Annotated in this window: 16 protein-coding genes and 1 riboswitch; of the genes, 8 read left to right on the top strand and 8 right to left on the bottom strand. The window is 56.7% G+C overall.

Annotated features, from left to right (window positions below; genetic code table 11):
* Positions 1-125 precede the first annotated feature (125 nt).
* The 7 genes from MKX51_RS12990 (at position 126) to thiE (ending at position 6,026) form a co-directional block, all read left to right on the top strand.
* Entirely contained in the window at positions 126-782 is a 657-nt protein-coding gene (locus MKX51_RS12990) for a TetR/AcrR family transcriptional regulator (RefSeq protein ID WP_340992647.1), read from the top strand.
* Positions 783-848: 66 nt separating this feature from the next.
* A riboswitch (TPP riboswitch) is annotated at positions 849-951 on the top strand.
* A gap of 79 nt (positions 952-1,030) precedes the next feature.
* A complete protein-coding gene (locus MKX51_RS12985; protein WP_340992646.1) occupies positions 1,031-1,852 on the top strand; it encodes an ABC transporter ATP-binding protein in 822 nt (273 codons plus the stop codon).
* Positions 1,833-2,609 carry an ABC transporter permease gene (locus MKX51_RS12980; protein WP_340992645.1) on the top strand — a complete coding sequence of 259 codons (777 nt, stop codon included), beginning with the start codon at positions 1,833-1,835 and terminating at the stop codon, positions 2,607-2,609. The genes MKX51_RS12985 and MKX51_RS12980 overlap by 20 nt, the downstream gene beginning before the upstream one ends.
* The gene (locus tag MKX51_RS12975; RefSeq protein WP_340992644.1) at positions 2,606-3,685 is read left to right on the top strand and encodes an ABC transporter substrate-binding protein; all 1,080 of its coding nucleotides are present in this window, start codon (positions 2,606-2,608) and stop codon (positions 3,683-3,685) included. Before MKX51_RS12980 ends, MKX51_RS12975 begins: the two co-directional genes overlap by 4 nt.
* 18 nt (positions 3,686-3,703) lie before the next feature.
* Positions 3,704-4,510, top strand: a complete 807-nt coding sequence (gene thiM, locus MKX51_RS12970; RefSeq protein WP_340995599.1) for a hydroxyethylthiazole kinase — start codon at positions 3,704-3,706, stop codon at positions 4,508-4,510.
* Between the two features lie 26 nt (positions 4,511-4,536).
* Entirely contained in the window at positions 4,537-5,364 is an 828-nt protein-coding gene (gene thiD / locus MKX51_RS12965; protein ID WP_340992643.1) for a bifunctional hydroxymethylpyrimidine kinase/phosphomethylpyrimidine kinase, read from the top strand.
* Positions 5,361-6,026 (top strand): thiamine phosphate synthase, encoded by a 666-nt coding sequence (gene thiE, locus MKX51_RS12960; protein ID WP_340992642.1) that lies wholly within the window; start codon positions 5,361-5,363, stop codon positions 6,024-6,026. Before thiD ends, thiE begins: the two co-directional genes overlap by 4 nt.
* A 320-nt stretch (positions 6,027-6,346) precedes the next feature.
* Here the strand turns inward: thiE and MKX51_RS12955 are convergent, their stop codons facing one another.
* Positions 6,347-6,907, bottom strand: coding sequence for a GNAT family N-acetyltransferase (locus MKX51_RS12955; protein WP_340992641.1), 561 nt, complete (start codon positions 6,905-6,907; stop codon positions 6,347-6,349).
* 205 nt (positions 6,908-7,112) lie between these two features.
* Here MKX51_RS12955 and MKX51_RS12950 point away from each other — a divergent pair, with 205 nt between their 5' ends.
* On the top strand, positions 7,113-8,921 hold the full coding sequence (locus MKX51_RS12950) for an ABC transporter ATP-binding protein (RefSeq protein ID WP_340992640.1): 1,809 nt from the start codon (positions 7,113-7,115) through the stop codon (positions 8,919-8,921).
* Between the two features lie 193 nt (positions 8,922-9,114).
* Here the strand turns inward: MKX51_RS12950 and MKX51_RS12945 are convergent, their stop codons facing one another.
* From MKX51_RS12945 to MKX51_RS12915, 7 genes are all read right to left on the bottom strand, one after another.
* Positions 9,115-10,053, bottom strand: coding sequence for a hypothetical protein (locus tag MKX51_RS12945; protein ID WP_340992639.1), 939 nt, complete (start codon positions 10,051-10,053; stop codon positions 9,115-9,117).
* 95 nt (positions 10,054-10,148) lie between these two features.
* Positions 10,149-10,844, bottom strand: a complete 696-nt coding sequence (locus MKX51_RS12940) for a pseudouridine synthase (RefSeq protein WP_340992638.1) — start codon at positions 10,842-10,844, stop codon at positions 10,149-10,151.
* 116 nt (positions 10,845-10,960) lie between these two features.
* Positions 10,961-11,146, bottom strand: coding sequence for a DUF3934 family protein (locus MKX51_RS12935; protein ID WP_036729188.1), 186 nt, complete (start codon positions 11,144-11,146; stop codon positions 10,961-10,963).
* Positions 11,147-11,293: 147 nt separating this feature from the next.
* Positions 11,294-12,379 carry an aspartate-semialdehyde dehydrogenase gene (asd, locus tag MKX51_RS12930; RefSeq protein WP_076074596.1) on the bottom strand — a complete coding sequence of 362 codons (1,086 nt, stop codon included), beginning with the start codon at positions 12,377-12,379 and terminating at the stop codon, positions 11,294-11,296.
* 123 nt (positions 12,380-12,502) lie between these two features.
* Positions 12,503-13,744: a VWA domain-containing protein gene (locus MKX51_RS12925; RefSeq protein ID WP_340992637.1), complete on the bottom strand. Its 1,242-nt coding sequence runs from the start codon at positions 13,742-13,744 to the stop codon at positions 12,503-12,505.
* Positions 13,745-16,090: a DUF5682 family protein gene (locus MKX51_RS12920; RefSeq protein ID WP_340992636.1), complete on the bottom strand. Its 2,346-nt coding sequence runs from the start codon at positions 16,088-16,090 to the stop codon at positions 13,745-13,747.
* A complete protein-coding gene (locus MKX51_RS12915; RefSeq protein ID WP_076074576.1) occupies positions 16,087-17,190 on the bottom strand; it encodes an AAA family ATPase in 1,104 nt (367 codons plus the stop codon). The genes MKX51_RS12920 and MKX51_RS12915 overlap by 4 nt, the downstream gene beginning before the upstream one ends.
* Between the last annotated feature and the right edge of the window lie 57 nt (positions 17,191-17,247).

Raw genomic sequence — 17,247 nt, 5'->3', positions numbered from 1 at the left:
CGTTCTAGATTGACCTGCGGGCAGATTGTTCTATATAATGAGTGAACGGACAACTGTCCGTAAGCGCAATTCATAGTCTACGGACAATTGTCCGTTGTGTCAATTCTTTTCTGAAAGGGGTTCTCATGAAAAAGCCAGACACCGATGCTGCGCAGCTCCCGCGCTCAGCTCCGCAAGCCATAGAATCCGCCCCGCCCGAGTCCGCCGATCCTTATGTACAGCGGATTCTTGAAGCTGCCCGCCAGTTGTTCACCGAGAGCGGTCTTGAGGCGGTCAGCATGTACAGCATTGCCAAGCGAGCAGGCATAGGACAAGGCTCCCTGTACCGCCGCTTCACGGACAAGGGTGAGATCTGTTCTGCACTGCTGAAGGGCAGCGCAGATCAATTCCTGTCCGGGCTGGAGCAGCAGGTGGCTGCCAGTGCCGGTGAAGCTCCGGCTCTCGCTCAGCTGCAGAGCAGCATTGAGCAGATTGCCGATTTCATTGAGCAGTATGCCGAGCTGCTGAATATGATCAAAGCCGAGTTCACCGGCAAGAAGCAGCTGACCCAGTTTGAGCATCCTTTTTTTCAGCGGCTGGGGGTGATGATGACAGAGCTGCTGCAGCGCGCTGCGGCGGGCGGTGAGATTATTGACATTGATCCGGCCTTTGCGGCCACCGCCTTAATCTCTGTCCTCAGCCCCGATCTGTACCTGTATGAGCAGAAGCGGCACCATTCCTCCAAGCTGGACATCTCCCGGGGCATCGTCACTTTATTCGTGACCGGTCTGGCGAAGCGCTGAGCGTCTGCTCTTTACAAGAGAAGAATTTGTGGTATATTAAGTAGCAATTACCAATTCAATAGCAACATTATTCACTAGGGGAGTCGGCCGACTGAGACGGAGCTTAAGCTCCGGACCCTTTGAACCTGATCTGGATCATACCAGCGGAGGGAAGTGGAGCAGAATGTATCAGTGGTTCACGTCACAGGGCCGCAGCTGACTGTACCTTCCGCCCCATTCATTCCTCCGGGAATGAATGGGGCTTTTTTGTGCTCAACGCAGTATCTATACCAATCCGGGGAGGCTTCGTACATAGTCTTATGATCAACATTAGCAATCTATCCTATGCTTTCGGGACGGGCTCGTCCCGTACCCCCGTCTTCTCAGGGCTATCCATGAATGTGCAGCGCGGCGAATTCATTTCTGTCGTAGGCGGAAGCGGATGCGGCAAAAGCACCTTGTTCAAAATCATCGCCGGCCTGCTGGAGCCGGACAAAGGCAGGATTACGCTGAACGGAGCCGAGTCCGCGGCAGCAGCGAAGAGGCTGGGCAGTGTGGCCTACATGCCGCAGCAGGATCTCCTCCTCCCTTGGCGCACCGTGCTGGACAATTGTCTGCTGCCTTGGGAACTCAAGCGCAGCCGTCCCAAAGCGGCCGCTGTGGCCGAGATCCGTACCCTGCTGCAACGCTTCGGCCTTGAGGGAACCGAAGGGGCTTATCCCCAGGAGCTGTCCGGCGGGATGCGCCAGCGCGTGGCGGTCCTCCGCACCGTGGCGGCGGGGAATGATCTGCTGCTGCTCGATGAGCCGTTCGGGGCGCTTGATGCCATTACCAAGCGTTCATTGCAGCGCTGGCTGTTGGAGTTATGGGCAGAGCTGGACAAGACGGTGCTGTTCATCACCCATGATCTGGAGGAGGCTCTGCTGCTCAGTGACAGAATCTATCTAATGACGGGCAGTGGCGGCAGCGGGATGCAGGAATTCCCAGCCGGTATCCCCCGCCCGCGTCATCACAGTCTGAATTATGAGCCGCAGTTCGCCGCCCTGCGCCAGGAATTGGAGCTGAAGCTATATGAGAACCGCCGCTCCTAGAAGATTGCTCCAGCATTACGGTCCGGCTGCCCTGCTCGCCCTGCTGACGCTTGCAGTCTGGGAGACTGTAGCCCGGCTGGGCCTGGTTCCTCCCTTCATCCTTCCGGCTCCGTCTGCGGTGTGGATGGCATTGATGGAAGAGCGCCATCTATTGTTCGGGGTACATCTGCCCGCCACACTGCTTGAAGTGCTCACAGGCTTCGCACTATCCGTGGTCTGCGGCAGCCTGCTGGGAATCGCCATGCATCTGTTCCGTCCGCTGGCCAAGGCGCTGTACCCGCTGCTGATTATCAGCCAGACGGTTCCGCTGATCGCCCTCTCTCCCCTGTTCATCATGTGGTTCGGCTACACCCTATGGAGCAAGGTCGCCGTTGTCTTCCTGACCGCTTTCTTCCCGGTGGTCATCGGCACCTATGACGGGTTGTCCAAGAACACGGACGCCTACCGGGAGCTGCTGTTGACATATGGCGCGAACCGCTGGCAGATTCTCGGGAAGGTGGGCGTTCCGCTGGCTTTACCCTCTTTTTTCTCCGGGCTGAAGCTGTCGGCTGTGTACTGTGTGATCGGTGCAACTATTGGGGAATGGCTTGGGGGCAGCCAGGGGCTGGGCTATTTCAGCCGCAGAATGGCCGGGAATCTGCAGAGCGCCAAGATGTTCGCCGCCGTTGTCTTATTATCCCTACTCGGTATCCTGCTGTTTCTGGCAGTCGCCGCGCTGGAGAAGATTATTCTGAAGAAAAGAGGACGTTATTCATGACTACTATCCGCTATACCCGTTATCTGCACCATGCGATTTCAAGGCCAGCCATGCTGCTGTCTGCTCTGCTGCTCTGTATGCTGCCTGTCCTGGCAGGCTGCGCCAATACGAACAGTCCGGCGGCCTCTGGCCCCCCGGCTGCTGTACCCTCTACCTCTGAGGCCGGGGCTAAAGGCGGGGCCCATAAGCTGACGATTATGCTCGACTGGTATCCCAATGCTGTTCACTCTTTTTTGTATGCGGCAGAGGCTCAAGGCTATTTCGCTGAGGAAGGTCTGGAGGTTGAGATTCAGATGCCGGCCGATACCAATGATGCGCTGAAGCTTGTTGCTGCGGGGAAGGTGGATTTGGCACTCAGTTATCAGCCCCAGGTGCTGATGGCACGGGGTGAGCAGATTCCAGTCAAGTCGATTGCCGCGCTGGTGCGTCATCCGCTGAATCATCTCATGGTAGCCGCAGACAGCGGCATTACCCGCCCCGGAGAGCTGTCCGGCAAGCAAGCCGGATATTCCTCCGTCCCGTTGTATGAAGCCATGCTGAACACGATGGTCAAAAGCGACGGCGGGGACCCTTCCTCCCTCAAGCTGGTGGATGTCGGCTATGAGCTGATCCCTGCTCTCTCCACCGGACGGGTGGATGGCATTATGGGCGGGTTCATCAACCATGAGCAGCTGATTCTGGAGCAGGAAGGCCATCCGGTCCGCTCCTTCAATCCCGTGGATTACGGGGTCCCGGATTATTATGAGCTGGTGCTGGTCGCCAGTGAGCAGGGACTGCAGGATTCACAGGGCTTTTATCAGAAATTCGTGGATGCCATCAGAAAAGGCCAGCAGTATACTGCCGGTCACCCGGATGAAGCGCTGAAGCTGCTGCTTGCCCATCAGGAGGATACCGCACCGCTGGATGAAGCCATTGAACAGCGCAGTCTGGAGATCCTGCTGCCGCTGATGGATGCCGGTTCCCAGCCCTTCGGCTATCAGGATAGCGCTTCATGGGAGAAGGTGAACCAGTGGCTGAGCGAGAACGGTCTGCTGGCTGCAGAAGTGGATGTTAAGAATGCTTTTATTAATTTTTAAATTATACCTACAGGAGGAATTCATATGTCTTATCTGTCCAAAGTACGCCAAGCGAACCCGCTGGTGCATAATATCACGAATATCGTAGTCGCTAACTTCACAGCGAACGGGCTGCTGGCTCTGGGAGCCTCGCCGTTCATGGCCGATGCCATCGAAGAAGTAGCAGATGTCGCCGCCATGTCCGGGGCAGTGGTGCTGAACATCGGCACACTTAATGAAGCTGCCATCGCTTCCATGATCGAAGCAGGCAAGGCTGCGAACCGCCACCAGGTGCCGCTCGTGCTTGATCCCGTTGGAGCTGGAGCTACCGCCTACCGCACGGACGTTACGGCGGGGCTGCTCCGAGAGCTTCAGCTTACTGCCCTGCGCGGAAATGTGGCCGAGGTTGCCAATGTGGCCGGGGAGAGCTGGGCCAGCAAAGGCGTGGATGCCGGAGCAGGCGAAGGCGATGTAATTGCTCTAGCCAATAAGGCGGCGCAGAAGCTGAACTGTGTCGTGATTATCACCGGCAAGGAAGACATCATCACAGACGGCAAGCGCACTTATATCGCCAGCAACGGGCACTCCATCCTGACCCGGGTGACCGGAACCGGCTGCCTGCTCAGTGCTGTGGTGGGTGCATTTCTTGCTGTAAGCGGCGGGGAGGTGCTTGAGGCGGCAGCTGAGGCCCTCTCCTTCTACGGCGTGGCAGCAGAGCTTGCCGCTGAGGCGGCTGAAGCCCAAGGTCCCGGCAGCTTCCAGACCTTGTTCCTGAATCAATTGTCGCTGGTGACCCCGGAGCAATACAGCAGCCGCTCACGGCTGCAGCTGCTCGCCGAAGCCTAGACCCTACAGCCAAAGGAGAGAACAAGATGACTAGCATACGCAAAGCGTTGACCATTGCCGGCTCTGACAGCGGCGGCGGGGCCGGGATTCAGGCGGATTTGAAGACGTTTCAGGAGCTGGGAGTGTACGGCATGTCTGCACTTACTGCACTCACCGCCCAGAATACACTAGGTGTCCAGGGAGTCTTTCCGATCGAGCCGGAGACCGTTGCAGCCCAGCTGGATTCGATCGGCAGTGATCTGCCGCCGGATGCTATTAAGACAGGGATGCTGTTCAGCAGTGAGATTATCCGCGTGGTTGCCGGTAAAGTGCAGCAGTACGGCTGGCAGCACAAGCTGGTGATCGATCCGGTCATGGTCGCCAAGGGCGGCTCACAGCTGCTGCTCCAGGAGGCAGTACAGGCGCTGATTACAAGCCTGCTTCCTCTCTCGCTTGCCATCACCCCCAATCTCCCTGAAGCAGAGATGCTGACAGGCATGAAGATTCAGGGCCGGGAAGACCGGGAACAGGCGGCAAGACTGCTTCATCAGATGGGACCCGAGTACATTATCTTGAAAGGCGGACATGACTCCTCAGGAGATGAGGCCGTGGATCTGCTCTATGACGGACGGGAATTCCAGTATATGTCCAGCCCGCGCATAGCGACGAAGCATACTCACGGGACTGGCTGCACCTTCTCGGCTGCGGTTACGGCAGGTCTTGCGCTGGGCCATTCCATGCCTGAAGCCGTCCTTACCGCCAAGGCCTTCATTCAAGCGGCGATTGAGGATAGTCTGAACATTGGGGCCGGGCAGGGGCCGACGAATCATTTTGCTTATGGGAACCGGATGAGAACTAGGGGGATACTGCTATGACACGGATACACAACGAGGATATGCGCAGATTGCTGAAGCTGTACTTCATTATGGGCAGTGTAAACTGCCGCCAATCACCGGAGGACACTTTAGCCGCTGCTGCCGCTGGGGGCATCACTCTGTTCCAGTTCCGGGAAAAGGGTCCTGCTGCGCTCAAAGGCGCCGCACTGCTCCATCTCGGGCAACAGCTCCGGCAGATATGCCGGGCCTATAACATCCCGTTCATCGTGAACGATGATCTGGAGCTTGCCGCAGCATTGGACGCCGATGGCATCCATGTCGGCCAGGATGACCTGCCTGCCCGGCTGATCCGGGAGCAGCTCGGTGAGCATAAGATCATCGGAGTCTCCGCTCATAATCTGACGGAAGCCCGGCAGGCTATCGCGGACGGTGCCGATTATCTCGGAGTCGGTCCTGTCTATCCTACTTCGTCCAAGGATGATGCCCAGGCCGTCCGGGGAACTACTGTCATTGAAGAGCTAAGACGAAGCGGTCTGAGCATTCCTGTGGTGGGAATCGGCGGCATCACTCTGGAGAATGCCCCGCCGGTAATCCGGGCGGGTGCGGATGGTCTCTCCATCATCTCAGCCATTGCCGGAGCTGAGGATATACGCGAGACCACGCGGAGATTCGCGCAGCTCGTCACTGCTCCTTCTTCATAATTTCAAACCAGGCACGCTGCGGGTGGAACGATGTTGGTGGAACAATGCGGGTGCCTCATGCCAAGCATAGGATGTACCTCACTTTTCCATCCGTCTGCTTCGTGGCGACAAATAACGTTAACCAGGGCGCACGCACATTATGATCGGTTTTCCGATTACATTCGGCCTACGCGGCGCTCCCAATCCAATTATGATCGGTTTTTCGATTACATTCGCCCCTACGTGGCGCGCCCAATCCAATTATGATCGGTTTTCCGATTACATTTGGCTTACGTGGCGCTCCCAATCCAATTATGATCGGTTTTCCGATTACATTCGGCTTACGCTCCCCCTCTGTCCCCGCGTAATCTGCCCATAACAATAGTAGAATAGAATTGTCCGTCGGCCAGCCGCTTATCTCGGCGCAGGACACCCTCGACCTCGAAGCCAAGGCTCTCATACAGCCGGATCGCCTTGTCATTCCTCTCCAGAACCTTCAGGCTCAGCTTCTCCAGACTGATGGTATCCGCCCAGCCGATAGACTGCTCCAGCAGGCTCCGGCCGATTCCGTATCCCCAGAACTCCTGCAGCACCCCGACTCCGAACTCGGCCTGATGAGCCAGCCTCCGCAGCGGACTTCCTTCACATCTGGCGAAGCCCGCCAGCCTGTCCTGAACCTCGGCAACCAGGAACAGGTTCGTGCCGCTGGCCGTATCGGCCGCTATAAGCGACCTGAAGCCCTCCGGGCCGATGAATGCTTCCCCCTGAACCCGGTCTAAATTCTCCGTCTCCCCGTCGATCTTCAGCCTCAGTTCGGACAACTGCAGGGCATCTTGCGGTGAGGCGGATCTCACCGTGTAGCGGAGCCCTTTATTTTCATATCCCAGTGCAACAATAATCATTCTGCTTCCTCTCCTCCCGAACCTAAGTCTAATGCTGCAATCGCGTTCTCCGGTTCATGCCAGCCTATCCAGTTTAGCATTTACATCCGTATAATCCAGGCGTATAATGCCCATGTCAGACCCTGCACCGGATTATTTTTACATATATTGCATCCTAAAAATTCAAGCAAAGCTGGTGACCCCATTGTCAAGAGGCTTCAGAGCCATGGGACCCGGAGGAGGCTTCGGGCCTGGCAAATTAAAGTTCGATGAGGAGGAGGCGAAGCCGGATATATCCAAAGCGCTGCTATTACGCATCGTCAAATATTTCGCTCCGTACTGGAAGCAGACGCTGCTGGTGATGACCGTGCTGTGCATCTCCGCAGTGCTGGGGCTGCTCCCTCCTATCCTGATTCAGCAGATCATTGACCGGGCGCTCCCGGACAAGAATCTGCAGCTGCTCTTCCTGCTGGTTGCCGCCTCGCTGGCTACAACGGTTGTGTCAGGACTGCTCGGCGTGCTGCAGAATTATTTGAACTCTTTTATCTCCCAGAATATTGTCCATGATATGAAAAACCAGATGTACCGCCATCTACAGAGCATGCCGCTGCAGTTCTACTCAGGCGTCAAGCAAGGCGAGGTCATCACCCGGATGACCAGTGACATTGCCGGAATTCAGGGCGTCTTCAACAGCACCATCGTCAATTGTGCCAGTAATCTGTTCATTCTGATCTCCACGGCGGTAACCCTGTTCATCATGAACTGGAAGCTTGCGCTGCTAGGCATCCTGGTCATTCCCTTATTCATCGTGCCGACCCGCAAAATGGGCAATGTCCGCTGGAAGCTGGCCAAAGAGACGCAGGAGAAGATCTCGGAGCAGAATCAGATCATTGAAGAGACGCTCAGCCTCAGCGGGTACATGCTTATGAAGCTGTTCACCAGAGAGGATACCGCGCTGGCTAGCTTCCAGAGCGTAAACGCCCAGGCGACACGGCTGCAAATCCGCGAATCGATGGCCGGCCGCTGGTTCATGCTGGTCCTTACCACCTTCACCAGTATCGGGCCGATGCTGATTTATTTGTACGGGGGTTATTTATTCATTCAGGGAGAGCTGAGCATTGGAGCAATTATCACCTTCGTGGCACTGCTGAGCAGATTGTATCTTCCGGTTATGCAGATGACCAATCTCTATGTGGATGTGAACCGTTCGGTGGCGCTGTTTGAACGGATTTTTGACTATTTCGATATGGACCCGCTGATTGTGGATGCTAAGCTGGCTCTTCCAAGCCGCGTAGAGGGACAAGATATCGTCTTCAAGCAGGTGAATTTCGCCTACGCTCCGGACAAGCCCGCTCTGAGCGGGATCTCCTTCACGGCAGCCGCCGGATCACTGACTGCCCTGGTCGGACCCAGCGGAGCAGGCAAAACCACCATTACCAACCTGATTCCCCGGCTCTATGAGCTGGATTCAGGCGTGATCCGTATCGGCGGCAAGGACATCCGCGAGTTCACGCTGCATTCGCTTCGCTCACAGATTGGCCTAGTCACCCAGGACACGTACCTATTCAACGGGACGATCCGTGAGAATCTGCTATATGCCAACGCTGAAGCCACGGAAGCCGAGCTGACGGCCGCCTGCGAAGCTGCTTTTATTCATGATTTCATTCTGAAGCTGCCTGAGGGCTACAACACGGTTGTCGGCAACCGGGGAATCAAGCTGTCCGGCGGTGAAAAGCAGCGGATGTCCATCGCGCGCGTGCTGCTCAAGAATCCGCCCATCATCATTATGGACGAGGCCACCTCGTCGCTGGACACGGTATCGGAATATTACATCCAGCAAGCCATGCATGAATTGCTGCGGGGCAAGACCAGCATGGTCATCGCCCACCGCCTCTCTACCATCATGGCAGCCGACAATATTCTGGTTGTTCAGGACGGCAGGATTGTGGAGTCGGGGCAGCACGCTTCCCTGCTGGCAGAGAATGGGGTATACCGGGATTTGTACAACAAGCAGTTTCAGCGGGAAGATTCATAAGCCAACAGGTTCAGTCACACGCAAGTGGAAACGGCTTTGCCGTCCTTTTAAAGGACGGTACCGTTTCGGCGAGAAATAGAAGGATAAATTATCGTGTGAAACATATAAATTCTTATATTTTGAAAAAGAGATTCCCGGAGCAGCATCACCTGCCCCGGGAATCTCTTTTCTTCTTGTCCGCGATCAGTGCGGCTTACCTCGTAGTACGCAGCGGCTTCAGCTTGTCCATCCAGCCGCTGATTTGTTCTGCCGTCTCCGTGCTGCGCAGCAGCCGTTGATATTCGTCCACATAGCCGCCGTCACCGGCAAGCTGTCCGGCCCACTCATGGAACTCTTCGAACCGTGTCAGTGCGATACTACGCTTCCCGAGAATCAGGTAGGCGTTCAGCAGCTGCTCTAATGTCTGCTCGGACGGATTGTTTTTATACTCCTGCTCACTGAGCTGAAGCTGATCGTCCGCATATCGCTTGGTAAGCAGCTTATCCGGCACATAATTGGTCCCTTCCAGCTGGTAGATGCCCGTCAGCGCCGGACCCAGGGGGGATTGGCCCGGATAAGGACTGGCCAGCAGATCCTCGCTCCCGTCCTGATCCACATCCTCATAATTCACGCTGAACAGATCGTTAACGGTTACCTGCATCGTTCCGTCAATCTCCTCTACCACAATAGACGCGTACGACGGACGGTTATCCATCAGACTGAACAAGAAGGTATTCCGGTTGTTCTGTACCACCGCTTCAGCCCAGAGCTGCTCCTCCTCATTCCAAATGTCGCCGCCTTCCAGGATAAGTCCGGCCTTCTTGCTGTCAAAGACCATTTTGCCCTCCTTAACGATGGCGAACTGTGTATAGCTGAACTCTCCCTTATTCCAGTAATACACCTGAAAAATCTGCCCGTTCAACTGAACCGCATCCATATGTACGAATCCCGAATACTCATCTGCAATCTCAGGGGACACTTCCGCGAGCGCAGCGGCAGCCGCGTCTTCCTCCTGATGCCCTCCAGGTGCTGCTGAGAGATCCGCTGCCGGGGAAGCGGCTGGCGCTGCAGACGGAGCTGCTGATCCGCCACCCCCTGTTCTTGAGCAACCTGCTATGATCGCTAAGGCTATCAATAAGCTTATAATCCGCATGTAATCCTCCTAAATGTCGTGTCGTGGTAGCATAACTACCTGTATACCCGTCCGGGAGCCTGCTTCGGAAGCCTGTACTGGTATGTGAGTTGCGGCTAACCTTCCAGTCTGGCATGAAGCTCTGCGAGCTCTTCCTCCGTCAACCGTCTCCACTGCCCTTGCGGAAGACCGCTGAGCGTGATATGCATAATCCGTATCCGCTCCAGGCGGAGCACACGGTAGCCCAGCGCCTTGCACATCCGGCGGATCTGCAGATTCAGCCCTTGGGTCAGAATAATCATGAACTCCTGATCCGAGATCTGCTGGGTAAGGCATGGCTTGGTCCGGGTCTCCAAAATATCTACACCCGCTGACATCTCCGCCAAAAAGTCTTCCGTGACCGGCTTATCCACGCTCACCCGGTACTCCTTCTCATGACTATGCTCGCAGCGCATCATCCGGTTGACAATCGACCCGTCATTGGTCAGCAGAATCAGCCCTTCCGAGTGCTTGTCCAATCTGCCGACGGCAAAAATCCGGGAAGGATAGTTGATATAATCTACGATATTCCCTTCCACATGCCGGGCGGCTGTACAGGTAATGCCTACCGGCTTGTTCAGCGCCAGATAGACCCGCTCCTCCCGGTCTGGAGTCACAGTAATTCCGTCTACAGCTACCGTATCTCCAGGCTCCACGCTTGCTCCAGGCGTACAGACCTTCCCGTTAATCGTGATCCTGCCGGCGGCAATCAGCCGGTTTGTCTCTCTGCGCGGATAGACACCGGTCTCACTGATATATTTGTTAATTCTCATGAAGTACCCGCTTTCAGGTCCTACATATGAAAGAACACCTGATTCACATACCCATCAGATGTTGCCTCCAACCTATAACCCTTATATTTGGTAATTATCAATGGGCAGATGTCCGCTTATTTAGCGCCTCCGGTTTTGTTGCTGCCGCTGCTGCTCTTAGCCGGTTTGGCTCCTTTGGCACCTGGGCTTCCGGGAGGGCCGCTTCGGGCCGGCTTCACGGGTTTTGCTGTCTTATTCCAGCGGGTCCAGCCCTTGCTGCCTGTTCCTCTGCCTGTGCCGCCGCCTTTACTTTTTGCCACAATATCACTCCGTCAATATTCAGTTTTCGTCGTACATTACTCTATCTTACCATTATTTCGGGCAGATTGTCAGGTCCAACTGCAAACAGCCTGCGCGGAGAGCCTCCGGCAGGCTGCATAACGGGTATCCATCCAAGTACATAGAATTGCTTATTTGGGCTGAATATATCCTTCGGCCTTAAGCAATTCGGCGATCAGTACTGCACCGCCGGCAGCGCCTCTCACCGTATTGTGGGACAGGCTGACGAATTTGTAATCGTACAGTGAATCCTCGCGCAGGCGTCCTGCAGAGATGCCCATACCGTTCTCAATGTCGCGGTCCAGACGGGTCTGCGGACGGTTCTCTTCCTCAAAATACGTGATGAACTGCTTAGGTGCACTCGGCAGACCGAGCTGCTGCGGACGCCCCTGGAAGCTGTTCCAGCGTTCCAGAATCTCCTCGCGGGAAGGCTTTTGCTCAAAGGAGGCAAAGACAGCCGCCATATGGCCGTCAGCAACAGGTACACGGATACACTGTGTGGTGATTACCGGCTGCTCGCTTGGTACGATCCCTTCACTGGTTACCTTACCCCAGATCCGCAGCGGCTCCTGCTCGCTCTTCTCTTCTTCCCCGCCGATGAAAGGAATCACGTTATCCACCATATCCGGCCAGTCCGCGAAGGTCTTGCCTGCACCTGAAATCGCCTGATAAGTGGTTACAACCACCTTAGAAGGCTTGAACTCATGAAGTGCATTCAGAGTAGGCATATAGCTCTGAATGGAACAGTTCGGTTTCACGGCGATGAAGCCGGTCTCTGTCCCCAGACGTTTGCGCTGCTGGGCGATAACCTCCAGATGCTCCGGATTGATCTCGGGAATCACCATCGGAACATCAGGTGTCCAGCGGTGTGCCGAGTTGTTGGAGATCACCGGAGTTCCGGTACGCGCATAAGCTTCTTCCAGCGCCTTGATCTCTTCTTTCTTCATATCTACAGCGCAGAAGATCAGATCCACATCCGCAGCCACTTCCTCCACCTTGGAGGCGTCTTGAACCATAATGCCTTTGACTGCTTCGGGCATAGGGGTGGAGAGCTTCCATCTGCCTTGAACAGACTCCTCATAGGACTTGCCGGCTGAATTCGCGCTCGCCGCAATCGCCGTTACCTGAAACCATGGATGATTCTCCAAAAGTGCAATGAAACGCTGGCCGACCATACCGGTACCGCCAACAATACCCGCTCTGAGCTTCCTCGACATAAGAAATTCATTTCCTTTCAAGCAGCGCCTAGCGAAAGGCGCTTTTTAATAACCGATTATAAATGATAGCGGCATGTTACACAATATGTGATTATAAAGTAAGTGTTTCCTCTTCTTCTAAAATTACCGCGTCATCCCCAGCCGCTTCGCCAATTCACCCAGCTCCTGGCCCTTCAGTGCCCCTTCCACCAGGACAGGCAGCAGTGCCGGAGTACAGGCGAAGCAAGGGGTTCCGTCACGGGCGAGCTGAGCGGCAAGCCGTTCATCATAGGAAGGCTTACCCTCATCGGAGAGGGCCAGCAGCGTCATCGTCCGCACCCCGGATTCCCGCAGCTCGCGCATCCGCCGGACCAGACCGGCCTGATTGCCGTTCTCGTACAGATCCGATACGATAATGAACAGCGTCTTCTTCGGCTCCTCGATGAACTGCTCGCAATACTTCACCGACTTATGAATATCCGTGCCGCCCCCGAGCTGGATGCCGAAGAGCATGTCAACAGGATCATTCGCACATTGCTCCGTCAAGTCTACCACCTCGGTGTCAAAAGCAACGACACGCGTGTTCAGCGCCGGGATACTGGCGAAGATCGAGCCGATCACCGATGCCCAGATCACAGAGCTGGCCATCGAGCCGCTCTGGTCAATATCCACAATGACCGTCCATTCCTTGCTGCGGCGGGCCCGGTCGAAATAGAAGAAGCGCTCGGGGATAATCATCCGCCGCTCCGCATCATAGTGCTTCAGATTGCGCTCGATCGTCCGCTTCCAGTCCAGCCCGCTGAGTGAAGGCAAAGGGGAATGCTGCCGCTTGTTAAGCGCTCCGGTAACGGCACGGCGGATATCGGTCTCCAGCAGCTTGACCAGCTCATCCACAAGCGCCTGGACCAGCATCCTTGCGGTTTCTTTGGTTTTCTCCGGGATTTTGCCCTTGAGTGCCAGCAGCGTACCCACCAGCTGGATATCCGGCTTCACTGCCGCCAGCAGCTCCGGCTCGAAGAGCAGCTGCTTCCAGCCCTTGCGCTCCATCGCATCGGTCTGAATGACCGAGACCACATCCTCCGGGAAGAAATTACGCACATCTCCGAGCCACTTGGACAGGTTAACCGCAGCATGTCCCGAGCCTGCACCTCTGCCCTTCGATCCGGCACCGGCACTCCCGCCTGCCTGACCTGCGCCTGTCTCATTATAGATAGCCGCCAGTGCCGCATCCATAATCAGCTCTTCCTCACTTAGCGTCCGGCCACTGCCTTGGCCATAGCCGGGCAAGGCCTCTTCAGCTTCCTGCCCCAGAATCAGCCGCCAGCGTGTAAGGGCACCGTTCTGGTTATCCTCCTTCAGCTCTTCCTTCAACTCTTCTTCACCCATCTACAGATCCCCGAAGTCAAAATCATTCAGATCATCCAGCATTTTGGCTTCCTCCTCCTTCAGTTCTCCTGTCAGAATCTCGGCGGCCTGCTCTGTGTTCACGCCCCACAGCTCACCCAGCAGCTCAGCGATCATCGTCTTCTCACGCGGGGAGAAGGTACTGAACGCCCGGCGCAGGAAGACCAGCGCACGCTTGAATTCCTCATCCTCCAAGGCGTTGATATAGTCATTTAGCTGCTCCCACAGGCTCATTCGCGACAGCAGACCATAGCGGTTACGCATGGACAACCCTTCGAACCAGCCTGCCCCGAGGTCCGCCGGTATCCCCGGAGACAAGCGGCGCGACACCTCCGCCGCTACCTCCCCGGCAGGGATGGCTCCGCGCTCCATCAGGATCGCGCAGGCGAAGCCAGACAGCCGCGGGTTGCGGTCATCCCGCTGCGCCAGCTGCAGCAGCTCCTGCAGCCACAGCGCTGTATCCGCAATCTCGCTATGCTCCTGCGAGATGTTGTTCAGGTCATTCATTGCACTTATCATCAGCGCCGCCGCTTCATCATTGCAGCCGCTGGCATCCAGCAGGAACAGGCAGCCCCGGCGGAACAGCTCCTCCAGCAGCGGTACGAACGGGGCCGTATCCACCTTGCGGATGTCGCCATAACCAATGATCTTGGCCAGCTCTCTGGCCGCTGTGGCAATCGAGACAACATCGCGGCTATCCACCGCAAGGCGCTGCAGCACGCGGCTGCTCTCCTCCATCTGCGTGGTCATGGCACACTCGCAGGCGGTGACAATCAGCGCAGAGGCCTCAGCGATAGAGCTGCATTCCAGCAGCTTCTCGCGCAGCACGTAGGCTGCCGCCACCTCAATGGTCTCGCCCAGCAGTGTAGACTCCACGATCTCAATCTCTACCTCCGGCGCCCACTGGAGTATCCAGTGCTCCGCCCAGGTCGCCCCGGACTGGCCGCTCGGCACATTCCGGGCGAAGTGGATGCCGAGCAGCTCCAGCCGGTGGAACAGCACCGAGCGGTGCAGATCGAGATAAGCCGCTTCACTGCTTGACACCCGGCGGTTCTCGCGCAGATCCAGCGTCAGGTCACTGGCTACAGTCGATCTGTACTTCTCCAGCTTGTAGCGCTTCAGCAGCCGGTTCAGGTCATCCTGAATCGGCGTCTGGCTGACGCCATCGGCCAGCCTTCCGATATTCGTACCGACATCCACCCGGGCCAGCGAATCAGCGATAACGGCCAGATCACCGTGGCCAAGCAAGGTCTGTGCGGCATCGCGCAGATCGCGCAGCGTAGGTGCGCTTCCGCCGTGCAGCGCCGCCAGCGACTCTGCCAGCCGCACCGCTTCAATGACTTCGGCCGTGGAGCGGTGTGTCCCTGCTCTGCGCACCATCCGGGCCACAGAAGAGAGATAGAGATGGGGCAGCTCCTCAGCGCGGCCCGAGGCCATCAGCTCCCACATCATCTGGAAGTAGTGCGGAGCCGCGTTGCCCGCACCGTAACCCGACATGGTGGAGAGCTTATAGTAGGAATACGGCATCAGCGTCAGCTTGGTAGAGCGTACAGGCAATGACGCCAGCTCCGTATCGCTCATCCCCTCCGAGAGATCAGCCAGTGCGGCTGCGTGGTATGCACCGCAGATCACAACAATCTTCTCCGGCAGATGCCCTTCTTCAATCTTGAGCTTAATTCTCCGCCTCATATAAGATTCACGCAAAGCGTTATAAGCATATTCCCGCGGCTGCTCTGCACGCTCCGTGGACTCCGACAGCTCCCGCATCTGGGCAGAGAAGGCCAGTATCGCGGCGCGGTATGCGCCGCTGCTGGCGTTATGCTCGTAATTACGCTCCCAGTACATATCATAGTCATGCTCACCGGCAAGCCGGGCAATCCGGCTGTATACGGACTCCGGCTCACTGACTTCCTCTTCCTCCGGCTCCCCCTGTTCTTCAGCCACAGGCGCAAGCTCCGGGCGTCCGCCGGCATCCTGCCGCAACGCATCCTGCAGCCCCAGTGTTACAGAGGAAGGCAGGTCGATGAACTCTGCCTGTGCTCCATGCTCCTGCGCCCATTTCATCCCCTGATATTCCGGGGAATACACAGCGAACGGCCAGAGTACCGTCCGTACAGGCAGATCCTCGGTGAAGGCCAGAATAGCTACCGGCGGCTTCGTTACCGCATGGGTTAAATGACGGATCTCTCCGCTTGCATCACTCGGCCCCTCAATCAGCACGGCGGTCGGCTGCAGCTCGTTCAAGTATTCCAGGACATGCCTGGCACCCCCCGGAGACAGATGCCGGACTCCGAAGACATGAACGCCGGCAACCGCTGCCCTGCTCACTCGTTCATCTCCTTGCAGGCTTGATAGAGTCCGCGCCAGTCCGCTCCTTTTTTCTTCATTACATTATCCAGATATTCCTTCCACACCAGCTTATCCTTGTCGTCATCCTTGACGATCGCCCCTTGGAGTCCCGCTGCCAGATCCTCGTCGGTCAGCTCTCCGCTCCCGAAGCTTGCCGCCAGAGCCATGCTGTTCGTCAGCAGCGAGATGGCTTCTGCCGTGGAGATTACACCGGCTGGAGTCTTCACCTTCTCCTTCTTGTCGAGAGTCATGCCGCTGCGCAGCTCGCGGAAGATGGTGACCACCTTCAGCAGCGCTTCATCCGCCGGAACAGCAGCCTGCAGCTCATAGGAGGAGGCAATCTCGCCGACACGCTTCTTCACAATGGACAGCTCCGTCTCCAGGTCCGATGGCGCTGGCAGCACAATGATATTGAAGCGCCGCTTCAGGGCAGCCGACATCTCATTGACTCCGCGGTCCCGGGTATTTGCAGTGGCAATAATCGAGAAGCCCTTGCGGGCACTGGTCTCCTTGCCCAGCTCCGGCACGGAGATCGTCTTCTCCGAGAGAATCGAGATCAGCGCGTCCTGTACCTCGGAGGCACAGCGGGAGATTTCCTCGAACCGGGCAATGCCGCCGTCCTCCATCGCCCGCATAATCGGGCTCTTGACCAGCGCCTCCGGCGTTGGTCCGTTCGCCAGGAGCATGGCATAGTTCCAGGAATAGCGTACATGCTCTTCGCTGGTTCCTGCTGTCCCCTGAACAACCATGCCTGAGTTGCCATAGATTGCCGCCGCCAGATTCTCGGACAGCCAGGATTTCGCCGTGCCCGGCTCTCCGATCAGCAGCAATGCCCGGTCGGTGACCAGTGTGGCAACCGCCATCTCGATAAGCCGGGTGTTCCCGATATATTTGGGCGTAATCACGGTCTTGCCCGCCTTGCCGCCAGTAATGAACGTGAGAACTGAACGCGGGGACATCTGCCATCCGGCCGGAATACGCCCGGTGTCCTCCTTGCGCAGAGCCTCCAGCTCATCCTGATAAAGGATTTCGGCAGGCAGACGCATGTAATCCTGAAGCTGATCTTGTTCTGTTGACATGTACACCTCTCCTTGCAACTGTTTTGTGAAAAGCTAAAGTTAAGAATGTATGGCTTC

Origin of the sequence: Paenibacillus sp. FSL M7-0420 (genome assembly GCF_038002345.1) — a bacterium.
Classification (GTDB): domain Bacteria; phylum Bacillota; class Bacilli; order Paenibacillales; family Paenibacillaceae; genus Paenibacillus_AQ.
The sequence above is the reverse complement of the archived record's forward strand: the minus strand, read 5'-3'. Positions and strand labels throughout refer to the sequence as shown.